The sequence below is a fragment of the Actinomyces timonensis DSM 23838 genome (assembly GCF_000295095.1).
Taxonomy (GTDB): Bacteria; Actinomycetota; Actinomycetes; order Actinomycetales; family Actinomycetaceae; genus Actinomyces; species Actinomyces timonensis.
This window is the reverse complement of record NZ_JH806633.1, coordinates 457641-478321: the sequence shown is the minus strand read 5'-3', so window position 1 is coordinate 478321 and position 20681 is coordinate 457641. Positions and strand designations below refer to the sequence as shown.

The 20681-nt window shown below is 73.3% G+C and carries 15 protein-coding genes and 1 tRNA gene; 7 read left to right on the top strand and 9 right to left on the bottom strand.

Annotated elements, in window-relative coordinates; all coding sequences use genetic code 11:
- Window positions 1–12: 12 nt before the first annotated feature.
- Entirely contained in the window at window positions 13–993 is a 981-nt protein-coding gene (locus A1QA_RS0108590) for an aldo/keto reductase (protein WP_017178503.1), read from the top strand.
- Between the two features lie 79 nt (window positions 994–1072).
- Here A1QA_RS0108590 and A1QA_RS0108585 read toward each other — a convergent pair whose 3' ends face one another.
- Both A1QA_RS0108585 and A1QA_RS0108580 read right to left on the bottom strand, forming a co-directional pair.
- Window positions 1073–1405: a hypothetical protein gene (locus A1QA_RS0108585; protein WP_017178502.1), complete on the bottom strand. Its 333-nt coding sequence runs from the start codon at window positions 1403–1405 to the stop codon at window positions 1073–1075.
- A gap of 108 nt (window positions 1406–1513) precedes the next feature.
- Complete coding sequence (locus tag A1QA_RS0108580) at window positions 1514–2608, bottom strand: NAD(P)/FAD-dependent oxidoreductase (protein ID WP_017178501.1); 1095 nt, start codon at window positions 2606–2608, stop codon at window positions 1514–1516.
- A gap of 336 nt (window positions 2609–2944) precedes the next feature.
- Between A1QA_RS0108580 and A1QA_RS0108575 the strand changes: the two genes are divergently transcribed.
- The gene (locus A1QA_RS0108575) at window positions 2945–4330 is read left to right on the top strand and encodes a hypothetical protein (protein ID WP_017178500.1); all 1386 of its coding nucleotides are present in this window, start codon (window positions 2945–2947) and stop codon (window positions 4328–4330) included.
- 73 nt (window positions 4331–4403) lie between these two features.
- A complete protein-coding gene (locus tag A1QA_RS0108570; protein WP_154652335.1) occupies window positions 4404–5846 on the top strand; it encodes a hypothetical protein in 1443 nt (480 codons plus the stop codon).
- Here the strand turns inward: A1QA_RS0108570 and A1QA_RS0108565 are convergent.
- A complete protein-coding gene (locus A1QA_RS0108565) occupies window positions 5837–7042 on the bottom strand; it encodes a bifunctional GNAT family N-acetyltransferase/nucleoside triphosphate pyrophosphohydrolase family protein (RefSeq protein ID WP_017178498.1) in 1206 nt (401 codons plus the stop codon). The genes A1QA_RS0108570 and A1QA_RS0108565 overlap by 10 nt on opposite strands.
- A gap of 63 nt (window positions 7043–7105) precedes the next feature.
- Window positions 7106–8401 (bottom strand): MFS transporter, encoded by a 1296-nt coding sequence (locus A1QA_RS14090; protein WP_017178497.1) that lies wholly within the window; start codon window positions 8399–8401, stop codon window positions 7106–7108.
- A 65-nt stretch (window positions 8402–8466) separates the two neighbouring features.
- On the opposite strand from A1QA_RS14090, the gene A1QA_RS14085 reads away from it, so the two are divergent.
- Window positions 8467–9090, top strand: a complete 624-nt coding sequence (locus tag A1QA_RS14085; RefSeq protein WP_082181183.1) for a DUF805 domain-containing protein — start codon at window positions 8467–8469, stop codon at window positions 9088–9090.
- A 540-nt stretch (window positions 9091–9630) separates the two neighbouring features.
- Here A1QA_RS14085 and A1QA_RS0108550 read toward each other — a convergent pair.
- A tRNA-Leu gene (locus A1QA_RS0108550) sits at window positions 9631–9718 on the bottom strand.
- 158 nt (window positions 9719–9876) lie between these two features.
- On the bottom strand, window positions 9877–10758 hold the full coding sequence (locus A1QA_RS0108545; protein WP_017178495.1) for a D-hexose-6-phosphate mutarotase: 882 nt from the start codon (window positions 10756–10758) through the stop codon (window positions 9877–9879).
- A 56-nt stretch (window positions 10759–10814) separates the two neighbouring features.
- On the opposite strand from A1QA_RS0108545, the gene A1QA_RS0108540 reads away from it, so the two are divergent.
- On the top strand, window positions 10815–12137 hold the full coding sequence (locus tag A1QA_RS0108540; RefSeq protein WP_017178494.1) for an AI-2E family transporter: 1323 nt from the start codon (window positions 10815–10817) through the stop codon (window positions 12135–12137).
- Window positions 12138–12160: 23 nt separating this feature from the next.
- On the opposite strand, the gene A1QA_RS0108535 is transcribed toward A1QA_RS0108540, so the two are convergent.
- On the bottom strand, window positions 12161–15499 hold the full coding sequence (locus A1QA_RS0108535; protein ID WP_017178493.1) for an error-prone DNA polymerase: 3339 nt from the start codon (window positions 15497–15499) through the stop codon (window positions 12161–12163).
- A gap of 227 nt (window positions 15500–15726) precedes the next feature.
- On the opposite strand from A1QA_RS0108535, the gene A1QA_RS0108530 reads away from it, so the two are divergent.
- Both A1QA_RS0108530 and A1QA_RS14080 read left to right on the top strand, forming a co-directional pair.
- Window positions 15727–17208, top strand: a complete 1482-nt coding sequence (locus A1QA_RS0108530) for an amino acid permease (protein WP_017178492.1) — start codon at window positions 15727–15729, stop codon at window positions 17206–17208.
- Window positions 17209–17363: 155 nt separating this feature from the next.
- A complete protein-coding gene (locus A1QA_RS14080; RefSeq protein ID WP_154652334.1) occupies window positions 17364–18116 on the top strand; it encodes a phosphatase PAP2 family protein in 753 nt (250 codons plus the stop codon).
- On the opposite strand, the gene A1QA_RS0108520 is transcribed toward A1QA_RS14080, so the two are convergent.
- Window positions 18107–19825: a DNA polymerase Y family protein gene (locus A1QA_RS0108520; protein WP_017178490.1), complete on the bottom strand. Its 1719-nt coding sequence runs from the start codon at window positions 19823–19825 to the stop codon at window positions 18107–18109. The genes A1QA_RS14080 and A1QA_RS0108520 overlap by 10 nt on opposite strands.
- On the bottom strand, window positions 19822–20652 hold the full coding sequence (locus A1QA_RS14075) for a hypothetical protein (protein ID WP_017178489.1): 831 nt from the start codon (window positions 20650–20652) through the stop codon (window positions 19822–19824). Before A1QA_RS14075 ends, A1QA_RS0108520 begins: the two co-directional genes overlap by 4 nt.
- Window positions 20653–20681 lie beyond the last annotated feature (29 nt).

Sequence of the window (20681 nt, the reverse complement as noted above, 5' to 3'; positions counted from 1 at the left end):
ACCTTTGGCGGCATGGAGTACAGGAGACTGGGCCGCACCGGCCTGCGCGTGTCCGCCGTCGGCCTCGGGACGATGACCTGGGGACGGGACACGGACGAGGTCGAGGCCAAGGACCAGCTCGGGATCTTCCTCGACGCCGGCGGCACCCTCCTGGACACCGCCGCCACCTACACCGAGGGCCTGGCCGAGCGCACCATCGGCACGCTCCTGCGCGACTACGTCAACCGCCAGGACCTCGTGCTCGTCTCCAAGGCGGGCGTGCGCACCTGGCGCACCGGCGGCGAGCCGGCCAGCGCCGACGCCTCGCGCGGCACGCTCCTCGACAGCCTCGACTCGACCCTGGAGAACCTGGGCACCGACCACCTCGACCTGTGGCTCGTCCAGGTGCCCGACCCCGCCACGCCCCTGGAGGAGACGGCCGACGCCCTGCGCCGCGCCGTCGCCTCCGGGCGCGCCCGCTACGTGGGCCTGTCCAACCATCCCGCGTGGGCGAGCGCGCGCGTCGCCAGCCTGCTCGCCGAGGGGCCCGGCGCGCCGGGCATGGCCGCCGTCGAGGTCGAGCACTCCCTGCTCAACCGCGGCATCGAGCGCGAGGTCATCCCCGCCGCCGAGGCCATGGGGTTCGGCGTCATCGGCTACGCGCCCCTGGGCCGGGGGGTCCTCAGCGGCAAGTACCGGGCCACGATCCCCGCGGACTCGCGGGCCGCCTCCCCCCATCTGCGCTCCTACGCCTCGGCGTACCTGGGTGATCAGCACCGGGGCATCGTGGAGTCGGTGGCGACGGCGGCCGCCGGCCTGGACCGCAAGCCCGTGGAGGTGGCGCTCGCCTGGGCGCGCGACGCCGAGGGCATCGCCTCCACGATCGTCGGCGCCCGCACCCCGGCGCAGCTCCAGGGGGCGCTCTCGGCGCAGGACCTCGACCTCCCGCCGCAGATCCGCCACGCCCTTGAGGAGGTCAGCGCGCCGCAGGTCGGCTACCCCGAGAGGTTCTGAGCCCCCAGCCCCGGAGTCCCCGCCGCGGCGGGAATCCGACGACGACGCGGCTGGCGGCACCGCTCGCCGCTACAGGCGCTCAGGCCCTGCGGACGGGCGAGGGCTGGTCGTCCTCATCGTCGTCGTAGTCGTCGTCATCATCCTCATCGTCGTCATAGTCGACGTCGTCGATGTCGTCGTCATCGATCTCGACGATGTCGTCGTCATCGTCGTCCCCGTCGTAGGTGTCGAAGGGGAGCTCGATGCCGTAGGCGGTGAAGAGGACGTCGTCATAGGTGAAGAAGGCGTCCTGGAGGGCGTTCTCCGCCGCGACCACGGCCGGCGAGTTCTCGTCGCCCGTCGCGGCGGCGTCGAGGTGGGCCTCGAAGGCGGCGATGAGTCGGTTGAGCGCGGACCGCGGGTCGTTCGTCATGGCGCCAGCCTACCGGCATCCCCCGGCGGCGCGCACCACAACAGCGTCCTTGCCCCGCACGTGGCGGGACCAGGACGCTCGCTCCGGGCGCTCGCGCTCGGCCAGGGGTCAGTCGGCCAGGCCGAGCTGCTTGCGGAGGTTCTCGGTGAAGAGGTCCTCGCCCTTGATGCGGTTGGTGAACTCCGGGCCCTCGACCACGCGCATCCCGTCCTTGAGGACCTGCGAGGCGCCACCGACGGGGCCCAGCGGCAGGACGACGAGGTCCGACTGGGGCGTGTAGGAGGCGGAGGGCTCGCGGCCGGCCATGATGTCCTGGATGTTCTGGGCGACGACGACGGCGTGGGCGCGGGCGTGCTGGGCGCGGTCGGACTCGCGGGTGTCGGCGATGTCCCCGATGGCCCACACGCCGGGGTGGTCGATGACCCGCATCTTGTCATCCACGCGGATCGTGCCGTTGTAGTGGCGGATCTCGTCGTAGTCCTCACCGAGGAAGCCCGTGGCGGCCGAGGCCCCGTAGGCGCGGAACCAGATGTCCGCCTCGATGGTGCGCCCGCCGGTGGTGGTCACGCGGAAGGGGGCGAGGCCGCCGATGTCGATGGGCGGGAGGTAGGCCAGGGTGTCCCCGGTGATGATCTCGACGCCGCGCTCGGCCAGCTGGGCGGCGATCGAGTCGCGCAGCTCGGCCTTGTAGTCGCCCTGCGGGAGGATCGTGGGGCCGGCCTCGACGATCGTCACACGCAGGTCCGGGAAGGCGGAGGTGAGCTCGCCGGCGAACTCCAGGCCGACGGCGCCCGCTCCCAGGATGAGGGCGCGCTTGGCGGACTCCAAGGAGGTGCGCACGCGCTCGATGCGTGCCTTGGCGATCGCCGCCGTGGACTCCAGGTGCTTGGCGGGGAACGGGTAGTTGGTGCCGGTGGCGAGCACGAGGTGGTCGGCCTGGATGTCGCCCTCGCCGGAGACCTGGACGGTGGTGCCCTTGACCGCCATGGCGGTGCCGCGCACGACGCGGCCGTTGGTCAGGAGCTTGTCGTAGGGGAGGAAGATCCTCTCCGACCACTCCCGGTCCACCGCCGCGCGCAGGGAGGCGGCGTGGTGGACGAAGGCGTCCTTCTGCTCGACCAGGGTGACCTCGGCGACGTCGTCGAGCGCCTTGGCCAGCGTGATGCCGCCGTAGCCTCCGCCGACGATGGTGACACGTGCCATGGGAGTCCTCTCACGGGGGCCGGGCGCGGGTCCGTCCTCGGACCGGGCCGGCTGTTTCTGCTGTGGGCCGGACCAGGCTATCCCGTACCCGGTGCCCATCCCAAGAGCGGGCCCTTGGACCCGGCGCGTCTCGGCTCACGGCCGATGAGCGCTGGCGCGGGCGCCTGTCTCCCCCGCACCTGCTCCTGGGCCGTCAGTCCCGCACACGCCGAGGAGTTGTGGGGCCGGGCCCTGTCACTCGACGGGGAGCGCTGACCCGGGAGATTCCCACCGCGAATGCTCGCGCGCCCTTATGCTCGGGGCGGTCCTGTCCCCTGCCAGGAGAAGCACGAGACGATGAGCGCGCCCGAGCACCCACCTCCTAACGCCGTCGGAAAGCCACTGCCGGCCTGGCGCCTGCCGACCATCACCGTGGAGGACCACACCACGCCCCACGGCGTCATCGTCTCCGTCACCCAACGTGTCCCCGCGCGAGTCGCCGAGGTCGAAGCCCGCCAGGAGATCACCACTATGGGGCGCAAGAAGATCAGGGTGACCGAGAGCTACGAGTCCGGGCTCGGCGCGGCGAGCAGGATTCCTCTTGTTCCCGAGCGCCTCACCGTGCTGGCGCCTGATGGCGATGCCCAGGCGATCCACGATGCCGTCGAGCGAGCCCGCAGCGCCTTCAAGCCGCGCGGCCACGCGCGCAGCAGATCTATCCCGCGCCCGGCGCTGGTGGCGCTTGGCGAGTCCGTGTTGTTCTTCATCAGCGGCGCCGCGATCGTACCCGCGACCATGAGCGGCCGCGGCCCCTTCGGCGCTCCCGGGACGGATCTGAGCGACTCACCCGTGATGGCGGTGATCCTGTTGGGCTTCTTCGCGCTCGCATGCGTTGTCATGGCGGTGGCCACATCGAGGAGGGCCTGGGTGCTACGAACGCCCCCTTGGGCAGCAGAGGGCCAGTGGCTCCTTCTTCGCCAGGCGCTCACCAGAGCCACGGGCGCGGCTCCGGGAACGTCGCGCCCCAGGGAGATCGACGCCGGAATGCGCTGCGATCTTCTCCTCTACCCGCCATCGGGCGCGCCCAGGAGCAGCACGCCCTCCGACGGAATCGTCAGCGCCGAGGCTCCTGGTGCCGACGGCATCGTCGGCCCGCCCCGCATCCGCGATCGCATGAAGATCCTCGCGTTGCTTCTCGCCGTGCTCTCGGTGCCACTCGCGCTCGTCCTGTCACCTGTCCTCGAGGGGCTGGACGGCTCAGCGATATCTGGGAGCGCGCCCCTCGCCAGTCTTGCCATCGGCATCGTGTTCCTCTTCCTCAGAAAAGCGGATCCTGTCATCGCCGCTTTCCCCCGCACAGTCGTGTCGCCGAGCGGCGCCTGGCGTGTGCGGATGGAGGAGCTCGACCTAGCGGATCTTCATGGCTGGTGCGAGGCGCGGCACCGGGAGGACCTCTGGCGGGCGCCTGAGCGCGCGTTCTTCGTTGGCTTCGCCGCTGGCCTCATCTACGCGCTGTGCGGGCGCTCGCTTGGTCTTGCCACCCTCCCGCCGTCCAGTGGCGATCTGGTGCCGACCGCGGCGGAGGTGGCGCGCGCCAATCACATCAGCGTTGCCGTCATGGCCGCGGCGATCGCCCTGACGATGCTCGTCGGTCTCCTCATCACGCGCGCCCGGCACCGCTCACGGCGCGCGCACGCCGAGGAGCTGTGGGGCCGGGCCCTGTCGCTCCACGGGGAGGGCTGACCCGGGCGGCTCGCCCCATGAGTGCTCGCGCGCCCTTATGCTCGGGGAGGTCCTGTCCCCTGCCAGGAGAAACATGAGGAGCATGATGAGCGCGCCCGAGTACCCACTGCCCAGCGTCGTCGGAAAGCCCGTCCCCACCTGGCGCCTGCCGACCATCACCGTGGAGGACCACACCACGCCCCACGGCGTCATCGTCTCCGTCACCCAGCGTGTCCCCGCGCGAGTCGCCGAGGTCCACACCCATACGGAAAGGGATAAGTACGGCCATGAGACCACCAGGGTGACCCGGCGCTTCGAGTCCGGGCTCGGCGGCACAGGAGCCCTGTCCCTCATGCCCGAGCGGTTCACCGTGATCGCCCCGGGCGGCAACGCCCAGGTGATCCACGACGCCGTCGAGCGGGCCCGCTCGTCCTTCCAGCCGCGCGGGTACCGGATCACCCAGGCGATGACGCCCGGAGCCACCAACGCGGTGGTGGCGACCTGCTTCGGGCTCGTGTTCTGCTGCATGGGCGCCGGGATGCTGGGCGCCCTCATCATGGCGGCCCGCCCGGCCCTGTCGGCCCAGACGCCTTTCAGGGCCGGGATCGTCTTCATCGGCGCGATATTCGCCGTGTTCATGCTTATCGGACTGGGCGTCGCGGCCGTGTCGGCGCGCCGCTTCTGGCACCTGCGCACTCCGCCGTGGGTGGCCGAGGACCAGTGGCTCGCACTGCGCCAGGCGCTGGCCAGCGCCACCGGCGCCGACCCGGCTTCCTCGCGGCCCGTCGACGTCGAGGCCGGTATGGTCCGCGACCTCCTCATGTACCCCGCCGGTACCCGCCTCGAGCGCGGCACCACGGCTGATGGCCGCATGGGCCCCGCCTGGCCGGATGCGGGGGACATCACCCGCATGCGCCGCTCCGCCATGGGCCGCGCCATCGGAGGAGGCCTGGCCGTCTGCTTCTTCGCGGTGGTTATCTCACTGATGGCCGGTCTCATCCTCGGGGCCATGGGCTCTACCGCGCTCCCGATTCAGATAGCCGTGGCCTGCTTCGCCGTCGGCTTCCTGCTCATGCTCCTCAAGGGCACGGACCGCGTCATCCTTGCCTACCCGCGCGTCATGCCGACCGAGCGCGACCCGCACGAGCTGCGCATCGAGGAGGTGGACCTGGAGAATCTTCGGGGCTGGTGCGAGTCCCGGCGTCGGGAGGACCTCTGGGGCATTCCCACGTTCTCATTCCTCGTGGGCTTCGGCGCCGCCGTCCTCTACTCGGTACTCGGCTCCATCCTCGGCCTCCCCATCTTCCGCGTGCGCGGCCTCGATGACGGGCCGACCTCCGCGGAACTGGCGCGCGCGAGCCTCATCGGCATCGCCGTCATCGGCGGGGCGATCATCCTCACCGCGATCATCGCCGTGGCCGTGACGCGCCACAAGGACGCCTCCCGGCGCGCGCGTGCCGAAGAGCTCATGGCCGCCTCACAGGCGCCGCGGGCTGCGCAGGCGATGCCCGCCGCCGGGCCCTGGGCTCAGGCCTGATCGGCCCGCGCGGCCGCGTCCCGCTGCTCGCGCAGCACGCGCGCCACATCGGGCGGGAAGTAGCCGGCGCCCTTGAGGACCTTCCCGTCCTCGCGGTAGATCGGCTTGCCGTCCTCCCCCAGCTTGGACATGTTGGAGCGCTGCACCTCGGTGAGGACCGCGGCCAGGTCGATGCCCGTCTCCAGCGCCATGCCGTAGATGACGTAGACGAGGTCGGCGAGGGCGTCCGCGGTCTCGACCGTGTCGCGGGTGCCGTCGTCAGCGGCCACGGCGCGCTGGAAGGCGGCGTCGACCTCGGCGCGGGCGTCGGCGCCGTAGACGGAGCCGACGAGCTCGCCGAACTCCTCGGCGATGAGGCTCATGCGCATGCCGAGGCTCGCGCGGTCGAGGCTGGGGCCGTCGGTCTGGATCGGCAGGCCGTAGACGTGGTGGAAGCGGCGGACGAGGGCCTCGGGGTCGTCGCCCTCGCGCTCGCCGACGCCGTCGTGCGCGACCAGCGGGGTGCTGGCGCCGGTCGCGTGGGCGGAGCCGTTGCCGCGACCGGTCGGCGCGGCGGAGGCGGGGGTCGGACCGTCCCAGGGGGCGCGGGGCTCGCGAGGGTCGCCGGGCAGGAGCGCGGCCGTCCACTCGTCGTAGACCCGGCCCTTCTGCGTGAAAGCAGCTCGACGCAGCCCTTCCTTGACAAAGCCGAGCCGCCAGGCAACGCGCCAGGAGGCCCAGTTCGGGACGCCGTCGTCAATGAGGCAGGCCCACCCGACGCCCGGGAGCGCCAGGGGCCCGGACGGGTCGAAGGCGACGTCGAGGAGGGCGTTGAGGGCCCGGTGGAGCGTGCCGCGGCCACGGGCGGCGGGCGCAAGCATGAATCCGAGCTCACCGCGCCGAGCACGCGCCAGGACGAGATCCACCGTGCCGACGTACGTGCTCGTCCCGTCCTCGGCGACCTCGCGGATCCCCCAGGTCAGGTCGGTGTCGTCCCTCCAGCCGTCGATGACGACGTGGTCCACGAAGAACGAGGCGTCCGAGGCCGCGTACGGCTCGGGGACCGTGGTCCAGCGCCGGATCTCCGGGTCCTGGCAGATCTCGGTGATGCGGTCGACGTCGTCGGCCGTGGGCACGGACAGGAGGAGCTCAGGCAGGGGGCGGCCGTCGTGCGCAGTGTTCTCAGTGGCGGGGACGCGGATCTCGAAGGGCTGCATGCGGGTCACCCTACCGAGGCGGTCTGTCGTCCCGGCCCGCCGGTCCCCCGGCGTCCGGGGCGCTCAGGACGCGGCGGACGTGGCGTTCGGCCGGGGCCCGGCGGCGAGGGCCGGCCAGGACACCGCGAGGACGAGGCCGCCCAGGAGCCCGTAGACGAGGGCGACCCAGGTGCCGTGGGCGTCGGCGAACCAGCCGACGATAGGCGGGGCGATGAGCATGATGGCGCGCGCGAGCCAGCTGACGATCGTCAGGCCCGCCCCGGGTGGAAGCCCCGGGATGTCGTCCGCGGCCGCGTAGGCGACGGGGACGGCGACGGCGCATCCCGCCCCGGCCAGGACCATGCCCGCGAGGATCCCCCAGACGGTGCCCGTGGCGAGCCCCGCGCCCATGCCCAGCGCCACGAGGGCGCCGCCCGCGCCGATGACGCGCCGGGGCCCGAGTCGGTCGATGATCCGATCCCCGATGAGGCGGCCGACGATCATGGTGGTCTGCATCGCCACGAGCCCCATGCCGACCATTCCCGCAGGGGCACGGAGCTCGGCGAGCAGGAGGGAGGACCAGTTCGCGCTCACATCCTCGGGGAACATGGCCGCCGCGCACATGGCGCCCAGGACCACGACCATGGCGACCATCCCCAGGCGGGAGGCGCGCGCGGGCGGGGCGGAGCGGGCCGGCACGATGGGCCCGGTCGGCACAGGCGGCTCGGTCGGCTCAGTCGATGCGGGCGCGGTGGGCGGCGCCGTCGGCGAGGCGGAGGGCTCCACCGCCTCGTCAAGGCGGTCGTCGGCGTCGGGCCCGGGGATCATCCAGCGCAGCGCCGCCAGCGACAGAGCGGTGAGGATGAGGACGACACCGCCCAGGTGCCAGGCGATCGGCACCCCTGAGGCCGCCATCCGCTGGCCCATGAGCGCGCCGCAGACGGCGCCCAGCGACCACGCGGCGTGGAAGGAGGTGATGATCGAGGATCCCCAGCGCCTCTCGACCCTCAGCCCGTGCGCGTTCTGGGCGACGTCGATGATGGCATCCAGTCCCCCGCCGAGCGCGAGGCAGGCGGCGAGCACGAGCCAGTTGCCCGCGGTGCCCGCGCCGAGGTAGGCCAGGCCCGCCAGCGCCATGCCGAGGGTGGCCACGCGCGCGGAGGTCCACCGGGTGATGAGGGCGGAGGCGGCGAGCCCGGCGATGAGCGCGCCGATCGACCCGGCCATGATCGCCTGGCCGAAGGCGGCCTTGGTGATGGCAAGCCGCTCGACGATCTCGGGGTAGCGGGGCACGAGGTTGGAGAACGCCAACCCGTTGCAGAAGAAGGTGAGGCAGACGGCCGCGCGGGCGCGGACGACGGCATGGGGACGGCTGCTCATCACCGCTCGGATCGGAGACACGGCAGGACGATACAAGTCCGTTACGATGTTCGCCGATCCTCGCGATGATCCGCATGTCAGCGCAGGCCAGCGATCGTTGCCCTCCACCCACAGGAGTTATCGTCTCCGTCCCCTACGGGAACAGCCAGCCTCCTCAGGACCCCTCCTTCCAGCCCAGCTACCCGCAAGGCGCCCCCGGCTACGCCATGGCCTCTCGCGGCTACGGCGCTGTCCAACTCGTCATGCTCCCCCCTGAGCTCGCCGCCCTGCCCGGGGCGTCGTTCGGCCAGTCCGTGCGCCGCTTCTTCCGCCGCTACGCGCAGTTCGGCGGCGCCGCCTCGGTCTCCGAGGTGATGTGGGCCTGGCTGATGAACATCCTCATCGGCCTCGGGTGCATCATCGTGGGCGGCATCGCGATGACCGCCGGCGCGATTCCCGCACGAGACGGCGCGGGGAGCAGTGCGGAGACGTGGACCATCACCGTCACAGTGATCTACGTGACGATTGGGCTTATCTACATCCTCGCCGTCATGGTCCCCACCATCGCCGTCATGGTCCGTCGTCTCCACGACACTGGCAAGTCCGGCGGATGGTGCCTCATCAGTCTCATCCCCGGCGGTGGTCTCGTCCTGCTCATCCTGCTGCTCATGCCCCCGCGGCCAGAGCTGTTCCAGCCCGAGTGGGTCTGAGCCGCCTTGCGCTGAGCACCTTCGGCTGCGTTCCCACCGCACCCCACGGTGCTGGAGGCAACCACCGGTGCAGGAGGCACCCCGCAGCGGGCTCCGGTCGCTGCCCGACGGCGCAGCATCGCCGACGACTCCCACGCCCCACTCCAGCCGGCCTGCCTGTACGCGGGTTCGCGGATCATGCCGGGGGCTCGGGGCACTGGACGGGGGTAGCGCCCCCGTCCAGTGGGGGAAGACCCCGTCCAGAGGGGCGAACCCGCGTCCAGAGGGCCACGATGGCCACCTATCGGAGGAGGCTTCTCCTGGGCTCCCTCATGGGCTCACACGGTTGACGCCCCGCCCCACGGGCAGCACGCGCGGGATCGGGAGGTGTGGGCGGGGCTCATGGCCCCTGACTTCATCACACCGATTTCGGCGCCATCGCAACGAGAACCCGGCGTCGAACCAACACAAAGCGTCAAATTAGCCCAGTGCCGGGGGACCGACCCGGGAGGCATGGAGAAGGGCGGGGCCCAGGATCGCTCCTGGGCCCCGCCCTCATCGTGTCCGAGGGGGGACTTGAACCCCCACGCCCGTTTAATAAGGCACTAGCACCTCAAGCTAGCGCGTCTACCAATTCCGCCACTCGGACTTGTTCAGTTGTGCTGGCCGCCCCGGTCTCCCGCGTCGGCAACGCAGAGAAAGTTACCCAGGAGGGGCGCTCGCGCGCAAATCACCCCGCGGTGCTTCATCTCACAGCGCTGCCGCGCCCGCTCGCGCCCCAGTCCCGGCCCGCCCTCGCAGCCCTCCTCACAGGGGCTCGACGGCGATCCTCGTCCCCATCGCCATGGTCTCCCCCGGTCCGAGCAGGGGCGCGGAGTGCCCCAGCCGGGCGGTCTCTACGCAGACCATCGTCGGGAACTCCTCCTCGGCCATGTCGGCCAGGGCGGCGGCGCCGGTGCTCCACGGGTTCCAGACGACGGTCTGGGCAGCGCCGGTGGGCGAGACCCGCACGCGGCGGCCGAGCGCGGGATCGAAGACCGTCGTCGGCGAGCCGGACTCGTAGATCCTGTCCACCGGGCCGCGCACGCCCAGCGGGCCGGACTGCACCGAGGTGGCGCCCCCGGCGACCTTGTCGATGTACTCGCAGCCCTCCAGCCCGATGATCCGCACGGCGGTGACGTCGCCGACCCGCAGGTAGGTGTGCAGGGCGGCCTCCACACTCCTGGGCGCCTGCCCCCGGTTGCTGATCGACAGGGACAGCCCCAGCTCCTCCCCCACGCTGATCTCGTAGAGGAGGCTCAGCCCGTCGTTCTCGAGCGCCATGAGGACGCGCACCGAGCCGTCGGGCTGTGTCTCGACGCAGCGCAGCTCCCACTCCATGATCCGGGCCCAGCCGTGGGAGGGCCTCCGCGCGCCGTCGGGCCCGGAGGCGAACCACGGCAGGCACAGGGGCACACCGCCCCGGATGGCGCTCTCGCCGTCGAAGACGGCCTTGCGGGAGGTGAACAGGGCCTCGCCGCCGCCCCGAGGGGCCCATGAGGTCAGGTGCGCGCCGTGGAGGTAGATCTCCGCCGCCCCGGAGGGGGCGTCGATGAGCAGGCGGGGCTGGCCTCCCCTGCCCGGGGTCAGGGCCGCGACGCGCGGCAGGCGGAAGGGCGGGCGGGAACCGGCACGGCGTGAGGGACTCATGGCCCCACGCTAGTAGGCTGACCGGGCCCCGTCAGCGAGAGCGAGACGTAAGGATCATGACGAGTCCCCGAACCCCGGCGCCCCATGAGGAGCCTGACACCCCCGACGACGCCACGGGCGCCCCCGACGCCCCTGACGCGGAAGGCACGACGCCTCCCGCCAAGGAGCCCCGCGACGGCGCGGATCGCGCGACCGCCACAGCAGCCACGGGCGCCGCTGACCCGGCAGGCTCGCAGCCCTCGCCGACCGTCGTCGTCGCCTCGAGGCCCACCATCCTGGACGCACTGCCCCACTGGCTCGTCCGCGGAGGGCTCGCGGCGTGGCTGGGGCTCGGGCTCCTCATCATCATCGGCCTCGTCTTCATGGCGGCTTTCAAGCTCGTCCCCGTGGTCGTCGGGCTGTTCATCGCCCTCGTGTTCACCACGCTCCTGCAGCCCCTCGTCACCTTCTTCGCCCGCGTCATGCCCCGCTACGCGGCGACCTTCCTGGCGCTGGGCGTGTTCAGCGGCATCGTCGCCGGGCTCATGTTCTACGTCATCACCTCGGTGACCGACCAGTGGAACAGCCTCGCCAACCAGTTCAACACCGGTATCGACACGATCGTCAACTTCCTCGAGCACGGCCCGCTGCCCCTGCACCTGACCGAGGACCAGATCTTCGCGCAGATGCACAGCCTCGTCCTCAAGGGCCAGGAGTACCTGCGCACCAACGCCCCCACCCTCGTCTCCGAGGCCCTGGCCAACGCGGGCGCCGTCGTCGATGTCTTCGCCGTGCTCGCCCTGGCCCTGTTCTGCACGATCTTCTTCCTGGCCTCCGGGGGCCGCATGTGGCGCTGGTTCCTCAACGAGCTGCCCGCCCACCTGCGCGAGCCCGTCCACCGCGCGGCGGGCGCGGGCTGGTACACCTTCGCCGGCTACGCCCGGGGCACCGTGCTCGTGGCGGGCACCGACGGCATCATGGCGGGGATCTTCCTGCAGCTCATCGGGATCCCACTGGCCGCTCCCCTGGGGGTGCTCGTGTTCATCGGCGCGTTCATCCCGCTGCTCGGCGCGCCGGCCGCCATGGCGGTGGCCATGATCGTCGCCCTGGCCTCCAAGGGCTTCCTCACGATGATCATCGTGTGCCTGGGCGTGGCGGGCATCGGCCAGATCGAGGGGCACATCCTCCAGCCCCTCATCATGGGCAAGCAGGTCTCCCTGCACCCGGTGGTCGTCATCATCGGCGTGGCCGTGGGCACCTACTCCGCGGGTCTGCTGGGCGCCGTCATCGCCGTGCCGCTCATCAGCGTCGCCTGGTCGGTCTACTCCGAGCTCCATGTCAAGGACGCCCCCGTCATCGGGGAGCTGCCCGCCTACTCCGAGATCCGCATGAAGCCCTGAGCGAGGGGCGTCCGCCGCGCGCCTCAGGCCCAGTCGCGGCTCGACGGCGCGACGATCCCGCCCAGGGCCTCCAGGTGCTCGCCGATGAGGGCCACGACGCCGTCGCCGACCTCCACCGTCCCGCGCGCCACGAGGGCGCTGGCCCGTCGGCCGATGCTCCGGTAGCGGCGCCACATGCCCGCGGAGCAGACGACGTTGAGCAGTCCGGTCTCATCCTCCAGGTTGAGGAAGATCATCCCCGACGCCGTATGGGGCCGCTGGCGGTGGGTGACGACGCCAGCCACCCGCACCCGCTGCCCCGCACGGCTCGCCACCTCGGCGATCGTGAGGACGCCGTCCTCGGCCAGCGCGGGGCGCGCGAGGGCCATCGGGGAGCGCGATGAGGCGACCCCCGTGAGCCGGATATCGGCGACGGCCTCCTCCGCGGGGGTCATCGGGGCCAGCTCGGGCGCGCTCGCTCCGACGGCGGTGCCCGGCAGCGGGGGCTGGAACCAGGCCTCGCCCGGAAAGGAGGCATGGCGCTGCCCGTTCTCCCCGGCGAGCGCCCCCGCCGCCCAGAGGGCCTCGCGCCGGTCCACCCCGAGCGAGCGCAGCGCCCCGGAGGCGGCCAGGGACTCCAGCCTCGCCGTCGTCAATCGCACGCGGCGGGCCAGGTCCGCCAGGTCCGCGAAGGGGCCATTCTCATGGCTCTCGGCCACGATCCGCTCCGCGGCGCCGCCCAGGCCCTTGACGCGCCCCAGGCCGAGGCGCACCGCGAGATCGGGGTGCGCGTCGACGGGGGCCAGGGCATGCGGGGAGGCGGTCACGGGCTCCCAGTCGGGCCCGCCCGTATCGGGGCGCTGCTCGACCCCGGCCTGGACCGCCGAGGCGTTGACGTCCGCGGGCAGGACCCGCACCCCGTGGCGGCGCGCGTCGGCCACGAGCGAGGCGGGCGACCAGAAGCCCATGGGCTGGGCGGCCAGGACGCCGGCGTAGAAGTCCTCGGGGCGGCGGGCCTTGAGCCAGGCGGAGGCGTAGACGAGGTAGGCGAAGGAGAAGGCGTGGGACTCGGGGAAGCCGAAGTCCGCGAACCCCCTCAGCTGGGCGAAGACGGACTCGGCGTCGGTATGGCTCACCCCGCGCCGGGTCATGCCGTCCACGAGCCGGGCGTGCAGGGCCTCCATGCGCTCGGCCGAGCGCTTGGCGCTCATCGCCTGGCGCAGGGCGTCGGCCTCGGCGGGGGTGAAGCCGGCGGCGTCGATGGCGATCTGCATGAGCTGCTCCTGGAAGAGCGGCACCCCGAGGGTCTTGGCCAGGGCGGGCTTGAGGGAGTCGTGGAGGTAGGTGATGGGCTCGCGGCCGAGGCGGCGCCGGATGTAGGGGCTCACGGCGTTGCCCTGGATGGGGCCGGGGCGGATGAGGGCGACCTCGACGACGATGTCGTAGAAGGTCTCGGGGCGCAGCCTGGGCAGGGTGGCCATCTGGGCGCGCGACTCCACCTGGAAGACGCCCACGGTGTCCGCGGCCCGCAGCAGCCGGTAGACGGCCGGGTCGTCCTCGGGCAGGGTGTGCAGGTCCCAGGGACGCCCGACCTTCGCGGCGCGCAGCTCTCCCCCGGGCGCGAGCTCGGGAACGGTCTGGCCGCGGGCGGCGAGGGTGGTGAAGGCCAGGCGCAGGGCGGTGAGCATCCCCAGGCCGAGCAGGTCGAACTTCACCAGTCCGGCGTCGGCGCAGTCGTCCTTGTCCCACTGCAGGACGGTGCGCCCCTCCATGGCGGCCCAGCGCACGGGGCAGACCTCGGTGATGGGGCGGTCGGCCAGGACCATGCCGCCGGAGTGGATGCCCAGGTGGCGGGGCAGGCGCAGGAGGGACTCGGCGACGTCGAGGACCTGGGCGGGCACGCCCTCGCCGCCTCCCTGGGCGCCGGGAGCACCGCCCGCCGCGCCCGGACTGCCGCTTCCCGGTGCGCCGGGCGCCCCCTCGGCCAGGTCCGTTCGCACGGTGGACCAGCGGTCCATGAGTCCCGCCCACCGGTCCTGGAGGCCGGCGGGGTGGCCGAGGGCCCGGGCGGCGTCGCGCACGGCCGAGCGCGGGCGGTAGGAGATGACGTTGGCGACCTGCGCGGCGTACTCGCGCCCGTAGCGGGCGTAGACGTGCTGGATGACCTCCTCGCGGCGGCAGGCCTCGATATCCAGGTCGATATCCGGGTACCCCTTGCGCCCCGGGGACAGGAAGCGCTCGAAGAGCATCTTGTGGCGCACGGCGTCCACCGCCGTGATGCCCAGGGCGTAGCAGACGGCGGAGTTGGCCGCGCTGCCCCGCCCCTGGCACAGGATGCCGGCCTCGGCGCAGAAGTCGACGATGGAGCGCACGATGAGGAAGTAGCCGGGGAAGCCGAGGGACTCGATGACGTCGAGCTCGTGGGCGAGGGTCCTCCAGGCCTCGGGCTCATCCTCCGGGGAGCCGTAGCGCTCCAGGGCGCCGCGCCGGGTGAGCTCGCGCAGCCAGGTGGCGGGCGTGTGCCCCTCGGGGACCGGCGGGATGGGCAGGTCGGGGACGACGAGGGCGAGGTCGAAGGCCAGGTCCGATCCGATCTCCGCCGCGGCGTCGACGGCGCCCGGTTCGCGGCGGTGCAGGCGCGCCATCTGCTCAGGGCCGCGCAGGTAGCGGCCGACGGCGGGCAGGTGGCCGCGGGCGGAGTCCAGGTCGGTGGCCAGGCGGGTCGCGGTGAGCACGTCGGCCAGGCGGGAGTCGGCCGGGCGGGCGCAGCGCACGGCGCCGGTGGCCACGAGCGGCAGGCGGTGGGCGCGGGCCAGCGAGGACAGCGCCTCGGTCAGGGGCGCGTCGGTGAAGGAGCCGTCGAGAGCGAGCTCGACGGCGACGCCATCCGGCCCGAGGAGATCGACGAGCCCGCCCAGGACCGCGTCAGCGGCGGGCAGGCTCCACTGCCCGGGGCGGCGCGGATCCCCCAGGGCCCGGCGCACGGGGCCGTTGGCGGTGCCGGTCAGGGCCAGGAATCCCCCGCCCTCCAGGGCGGCGGCGAGGTCCGGGAGGCGGTGGGCGGGCTCGACCCGCCTGCCCGCGGTGAGGTTGTGGTGGGAGATGGCGGCGGCGAGGCGCCGGTACCCGCGGGCGTCGCGGGCGAGGATCGGCAGGTGGGAGGCGTCGTCGAGGGTGAGCTCGGCGCCGTGGATGGTGGGAACGCCGTGGGCGCGCCCGGCCTGCGCGTGCTTGACGATGCCGGGCATACCGTCGTGATCGGTCAGGGCCAGGGCCTCCAGGCCGAGCTCGGCGGCCGCGGCGGCGAGGTCGGCGGGCTCGTTGGCGCCGTCGAGGAAGGAGTAGGCCGAGTGGGCGTGGAGCTCGGCGTAGCGGTGGCTCATGGGACCGCCCGCCGAGAGACCTCGCGCGGGGCGCGCCACTCACACTTTTCGAACATGTGTACAGAATAGCGGGCCCGCGGCGCCCAGGCGCGGCGGGGCACCTCCTGGGGCGCTCCGGATCCGTGAGATAATCCCGGTCGCTCACACGCGGGGCGGTTATCGTGCCCGCGTTCCCGACGTTGGCGACTCATCCCTGGGCGCCGCGCCACCTCGATCCAGGATCCAGCATGACCGACTCCACACAAGCGGGCCCCGTCGCCGCCGACGGCGAGCAGTCCGAGCCCCAGGAACTGCGCCGCAGCCTGCTCAGCCGCCACCTCACCATGATCTCGATCGGCGGTGCGATCGGCACGGGCCTGTTCGTCGCCTCCGGGGCGACCATCTCCCAGGCCGGCCCCGGCGGCGCCCTCGTGGCCTACGCCGCCGTCGGCATCATGGTCTGGCTCATCATGCAGTCCCTGGGGGAGATGGCCGCCTACCTGCCGGTGGCCGGGTCCTTCGGCGAGTACGGGACGCGCTTCGTCTCCCCCTCCTTCGGCTTCGCCATCGGCTGGAACTACTGGTTCAACTGGGCGATCACCGTGGCCGCGGAGCTCGTGGCGGCGGCGCTGGTGATGAAGTACTGGCTGCCGGACGTCCCCTCCCTGGTGTGGTCCGCGCTCTTCCTCGTCATCCTGTTCACCATCAACGCCCTGAGCGCCCGCGCCTACGGCGAGTCCGAGTTCCTCTTCGCCTCGATCAAGGTGGTCGCCGTCATCGTCTTCCTCATCCTCGGCGTGGCGATGATCGCCGGAATCCTGGGCGGCCCCAGCCCGGGGACGGAGAACTGGACCACGGGCGAGGCGCCCTTCGTGGGCGGCGGCGAGGGCATCCTCCTCGTCCTCCTCGTGGCCGGCTACTCCTTCCAGGGAACCGAGCTCATCGGCACGGCCGCGGGCGAGGCGGAGAACCCCGAGCGCACCATCCCCCGCGCCATCCGGACGATCTTCTGGCGCATCCTGCTGTTCTACATCGGCGCGATCGCCGTCATCGGCTTCCTCATCCCCTACACCGACCCCAACCTGCTCAACTCCGCGGAGGACAACGTCTCGGTCTCCCCCTTCACGCTCGTCTTCGAGCGGGCGGGCATCCTGGGCGCCGCCTCGGTCATCAACGCGATCATCCTCACCTCCGTGCTCTCGGCGGGCACCTCCGGCCTGTACTCCTCTACCCGGATGCTCTTCGCGCTGGCCGAGCGCGGGCACGCCCCGCGCTTCCTCACGCGCCTGTCCTCCCACCAGGTGCCGATGAACGCGCTCGTGGCCACGACCCTCGTGGGACTGGCGGGCTTCATCACCTCCCTGGTGGGCGACGGCGCCGCCTACGAGTTCCTGCTCACCCTGTCCGCCCTGGCGGGCTTCATCACCTGGGCGGGCATCTCCTGGTGCCATTGGCGCTTCCGCATGGCCCTCAAGGCGCAGGGCCAGCCGCTGACCGACCTGCCCTACCGCGCCCGCTTCTTCCCGGCGGGCGCCATCGTGGCCCTCATCGCCTGCATCGCGATCATCATCGGCCAGGCCTACGGGCCGGTGACCTCGGGCAAGTCCCTGGGCGAGATCCTCATGCCCTACATCGGCATCCCGGTGTTCCTGGCCCTGTGGTGGGGGCACAAGCTCGTCACCCGCGCGCCCACCGTGGACCCCGCGACGGCGGACCTGGAGCGGAAGTAGGCGGAGCGGCGCGGGAAGCGCGCGAAGCACGCGCGGGCGGTTCAGGAAACGCGCGCGGGTAGCGCAGGCGACGCGCGCAGCTCGGGCAGCGCCCGCCCAATCCCCGCATGGCGCCCGCACAGCGGGGCCACAGCGCCCGCCCCTAGGGTGAGCCCGTGCGATTCTCATTACCGATGCTCCCGGAGTCCTCCGTGCGGGCCCTGCCCTCCAGGAGGGCCATCGCCTGGACGATGGCGGCGGCGCTCGCGCTCTTCGCCATCATCGCGACCGCCACACTCGTCATCACCGGCGGCAGGGGCGCTGGCGCCAGCGCGTCCGGGCCGAGCCTGGGCCTCGACCTGTGGGCGGCCCGGCATGTGGCCGCTCTGCGCGCCCCTGCCGTGACGCCGGTCGCCTGGTTCTTCACGGAGACGGGCAGCACCGTCGGCCTGACGATCCTCACATCCGTGGTGGTCGTCGCCCTGGCCCTGCGCGGGCGCCGAGCCGAGGCGCTCATCCTCGCCCTGTCGATCAGCGGATCGGCGATCCTCACCACCGCGCTCAAGGAGCTTTTCAACCGACCGCGCCTGGATCATGAGCTCCTCCTGGGCTCCCCCGCGCACAGCGCGGCCTTCCCCTCGGGCCACTCGCTCAACACCGTGGTCTTCTCCGGCCTGCTGGCGGGATTCGCCCTCATCTCGGCGTCCTCGCGAGGGGCGCGGGCCGGGGCCGTGGTGGCGGCCGTGGCACTGCCGGCCGCCGTGGGCGCCTCCCGCCTCTACCTGGGCTACCACCGCCTCACGGAGGTCCTGGCGGGATGGGCCGTCGGCCTGGCGTGGGTCTGCGCCACAGCGCTCGTGGTCATCGCGCTGAGCCGCCAGCGGGAGCGGGCCATCGACCGGACGCCGCGCGTCCCCGCTCAGTCGTAGACGGCGTCGAGCCACCACCTCCCGGAGCGCTCCAGGAGCAGGGGCGGGCCGGATCGCCGGGTCACCTGCAGGTAGGCGCACCGGTGGTGCCCGGGCCCCCACCATCCCTCGTCGATCGCCCAGGGACCGGCCCAGGAGAGGACGTCGTCGCTCCCGTCCCACGGCGAGCGCGGGGCCCCCGCCTCCCCGATGCGGATGGTGGCGGGAGCGCCGTCGAGGAGCCCCTGGGCGTCGACGCCGATCTCCGCCCCCGCGGCATCGACGAGGAGCGCGGGCACGCGCTGGGCCGGGACGACGGCGGGGCCCGGCTCCGGGAGCATTCCCGACCAGGGCGCCGGTCCCCCTCGCGGGGCGCCGCCCGAGCGCTCCCCCGCCTCGGGCCCGCCCAGGGGCTCGTCCCAGCCGACGAGGCGGACGCGGGAGCGCGGGTCCCGCCCGGGGACGAGGTGGGGGGAGACCACCCCGCCGGCCCCGAGGAGGGATTCGACGCGCTCGGCGGCCCTGCGGGCCAGGCGCCGCCCCCGCTCGCCCGGGGAGCCCCACAGCCCCTCCTGGTAGGCGCCGGCGATGACGGGCTCGAGGGCGGTCAGGCGCAGGAGGGTCAGGGGCGCGGCGGGCGGGCGGCCGGAGCGGCCGGCCAGCCATCCCTCGATCTGCCAGCGGACGCGGTCCGTGGTCTGGGATGGGTCGGGGAAGGAGTCGAGCATCCAGGAGCGGGCGAGCTCGGAGCCGTCCTCGCAGGCGGCCTCGATGAGGAGCCTCCCGGCGCCCAGGCCCGCGCCCGTCAGCCGCGCGGCCAGGCGCTCGCCGAGCCCGCGGGCCACGAAGGCGGCGGCGTCGGCCCGCTCGATGGGCGGATCGAGGCTCTCCTCGACGCTGAGGTCCGCCTGGGGGCGCGGGGCCCGCGGGGTGTCATGCGCGGCGGCGCTGGCCAGGAGGTGGAGGCGCTCCCCGGCGAGCCCGAATCTGGCGGCGATATCCCGGCGCGGGAGGCGGGCCAGGTCACCGAGACGGTGGATGCCCAGGCGCGAGAGTGTCTCGATGACGGCCCCGGCCTCCTCGCGGGCGGCCCGGGAGGTCAGGCAGGCCAGGGCGGAGCTCATCGGCCAGGGGGCGAGGAAGGCGGCGGTCTCTCCGGGGGCGACGATGATGCCGCGCCGGGCGGCGAGGACGGCCCCGAGGATGGAGTCGGCGATGCCGACCTGGCACTCGACGCCGATCCCCTGGGTGACGGCCTCGACGATGGCCTCGGCGAGGGGCTCCTCTCCCCCGGCCCAGGCGGCGGGGCCGCGAGCGCCGGACAGGGCCAGGCCGGGCCGCATGACCGAGGGGTCGGCCAGGACGGTGCTCAGGGCCTCCATGACGCCTTCGAAGGCGCGGGCCTCCCGCTCCGGGTGCGGGGGGATGATGGCCAGGCCCGGGCACAGGGACCGGGCCAGGCGCAGGCGCATGCCGACGCCCACGCCCGCGGCCCGGGCGGCTGGGGAGGCGGCGACGACGCCGCGCCCGCCGATGACGGCGACGGGCCCGGTGGCCGGATCGGGCAGGTCCTCCCCGGAGCCCTCGTGGGCGCGGGAGGGCTCGCGCCTGTGGAGGGTGAGGGCGACGACAGGCCAGTCGGGGACCCATGCGGCGAGGAGGCGCGGGGCGGCGGGGACGGCGGGGGCGGCCGTAGCGGGCCCCGAGGGAAGTGGGGACGACGGGCTCATGCGCTCCCCCTGCGGGCGGCGAGGAGCGTGGGAGCGGTGAGGCCGGTGAGTTCCATGCCGGAGCCTCCCAGGCGCAGGTCGAGGGAGGTCCCGCGGGCGTCGTCGTGCAGGCGCCAGGCTAGGGAGTCGAGGTACCCGGTGGGCATCTCCTGGGCGCCCTGGGCGGCGGCGCGCAGGGGGACGAGGGCCCCGCGGGGCTCGGCGCGCAGGAGGCGGGCCCCCTCCCAGGGGATGGGGCTGAGGATGAGTGCGCCGCGGTCCCGGGCGCGGGCGGTCAGGGTGGCGCGGTCCCGGGGGCGGAGCCGGGAGGTGGGGCCGGCGGTGATGAGGAGGGCGTCGACGCCGTCGAGCAGGGCGGCGGTGACGGCGAGGATGCTGGCGGGGGCGAGCCGCCGCTGCGCCGCGCGGGGCCTCGGGCCCTCCTGCGCCCTGCTCTGCGCGCTGGTCCCCGGGCTGCTCCCCAGGCCGGCCCCCTCCGAGCCGGTGGGGACGGCGAGCACGCGCTCCAGGGCGAGGCCGAGGTGGGCGGCGGCGCACCAGCCGAGGTCCTCCCCGCCGACCACCGCGCACCATCCCTGGGGGCCCTGGCGGTGGGCGAGGAGGGCGAGGAGGGCGCTGGTGGAGCCTGTGAGGGCGACGGCCCCGCTGGTGGCGGCGCCCACGCCGAGCCAGGGGCCGGGCTGGGGATCGCCGAGGGCGCCTCCTGGGCCGCCCCGGCCCCCTGGGGCGAGGGGTGCGCGCGCGGGTCGCAGTCCGGTGCGCTCCTCAGCGCTGGCCAACGCGCTCCTGGCCGCCAGGAGGCGCGCGAGGTGGTCATCTCCGCTCATGGCGCCTCCTTCCCACAGCACGGATCGAA